The organism is Nonomuraea sp. MG754425 (genome assembly GCF_021699195.1).
Lineage (GTDB): Bacteria > Actinomycetota > Actinomycetes > Streptosporangiales > Streptosporangiaceae > Nonomuraea.
On sequence record NZ_SSXE01000409.1, the window covers coordinates 1 to 1,718 of the forward strand.

Consider the following 1,718-nt stretch of genomic DNA (forward strand, 5'->3'; position numbering starts at 1 on the left):
CACGACAAGGGAGCAAGAAGATGCCCGGAGGCCCACCCACCCTCGGTTTCGGCCTGATCATCTACGCCACGGTCGGCCTGCTGTCCCTGATCTCGCTCAAGCTGAGGAGGCGACGCAGGTGACCCCGCCGACAACACCCGCGAACACACCCAGCCCAGCACCCCAGCCGACCGTCACCGTGATCATCCCGGCCCACAACGAGGAACTCGGTCTCCCCGCCACCCTCCGCTCGATCACCTCCCAGTCCGTCCCCCCAGACAAGATCATCGTCATCGACGACGGCTCCACCGACCGCACCGGCGAGATCGCCGCCTCACACGGCGTCACGGTCCTGCGCCCACCACGCAATCTCGGCAGCAAGGCCAAAGCCCAGAACCACGCCCTCCCCCACTGCAACACCGACCTCATCCTGGCGGTGGACGCCGACACCGTCCTCGCCCCCGACTACATCGAGCGCCTCAAGCCCGTCTTCTCCGACCCGGCCGTCCAGGTGGCGGCCGGAAACGTCCAGACCCGCTTCACCCGCACCCCGTGGGAACGCGGCAGATCCACCGAATACCTCTTCGGCTTCCACTGGCACCGCCCGATCCAGCAACTCGCCAACAGCCCCATGGTCTGCTCCGGCTGCTGCTCGATGTTCAGACGGACCGCCCTGACCGAGTTCGGCGGCTTCCCCGAACGCACCATCGTCGAAGACATGGACTTCACCTGGAGCCAGCAGCTCGAAGGCCACCGAGCGGTCTACGTGTCCGACGCCGTGGCCTGGGCCGCCGACCCGGAGACCCTCACGTACCTGCGCAAACAGGTGTGGCGCTGGATGGCCGGCTTCATGCAGAACGTCCGGCTGCACCTCCCCCGCCTGCTCACCCGCAAGCCCATGCTCGCCACCTGGATCATCGTGGCCCTGCTGGAAATCCTGGTGGCCCCGCTGTGGTGGGCGACCCCGGTGCTCCTCACCACGACCTTCTTCGACGAGCCGGTGCCGTACGCGATGGCGTGGTGGGCAGGCGGCGAGCTCCTCCTCACCCTCCCCGCCCTCCTGTACGCGGCCAGACGCCGCCGCCTCCCCCTGGGTCAGGTCCTGTTCAACCTGCCCTTCGTCTACCTGAACAAGGCGGTCAACCTCTATTACGCCTGGAAGGCCCTCCTGGTCGAGCTGATCCTGGTCCCCCTGCACCTCTCACGGGGCCTCGTCGTCTACGAGAAGGGCCGCTGACCCGAACCCATCGCTACGTAGTCATCGAATAACTCAGAGTAGTCATAGGATGTGGTGCCGATCGAAGCGTTCACCCACCCGAAGGGACATGCTCGCCATGACCGCCCGCAAGACCACCGCCACGGCCATCTCCGCCCTGGCGCTGACCCTGACCCTGAGTGCCCCCGCCTACGCGGCCACCGGCACCTTCACCTACGCCTACCCGACCGGAAACGGCACGAGCACCACCGAGCTGTCCAACCCGAACAGCGGAACCTGCCTCAACCTCCCCGAGGTCTACGACACGCGCTTCAGCGCCCACAGCCCGATCAACGGCACCAACTCGACGGTCACCATGTTCACCGGCGCCGACTGCACCGGCGACTACTACTCCCTGCGCCCCGGCGGCCGAGCCTCAAGCCGCCTGCAGCTCAAGTCGGTCGTCTTCTCCTGAGCCCACACCTCACCGGTCGGAGGCGGGACATCATCCACAACCGTGTCCCGCCCCCTTTCCCCCAAACAC

At 66.9% G+C, this 1,718-nt stretch carries 2 protein-coding genes; both read left to right on the plus strand.

Annotated features, from left to right (window positions below; translation table 11 throughout):
* Nucleotides 1-118: 118 nt before the first annotated feature.
* Complete coding sequence (locus FAF44_RS53085; protein ID WP_237111102.1) at nt 119-1,216, plus strand: glycosyltransferase family 2 protein; 1,098 nt, start codon at nt 119-121, stop codon at nt 1,214-1,216.
* Between the two features lie 88 nt (nt 1,217-1,304).
* Nucleotides 1,305-1,649 (plus strand): hypothetical protein, encoded by a 345-nt coding sequence (locus tag FAF44_RS53090; RefSeq protein WP_237111103.1) that lies wholly within the window; start codon nt 1,305-1,307, stop codon nt 1,647-1,649.
* Nucleotides 1,650-1,718 lie beyond the last annotated feature (69 nt).

What these genes read in the sequence shown, in the direction of transcription:
- FAF44_RS53090 (WP_237111103.1), top strand. Translation starts at nt 1,305, where the DNA reads ATGCTCGCCATGACCGCCCGCAAGACCACCGCCACGGCCATCTCCGCC.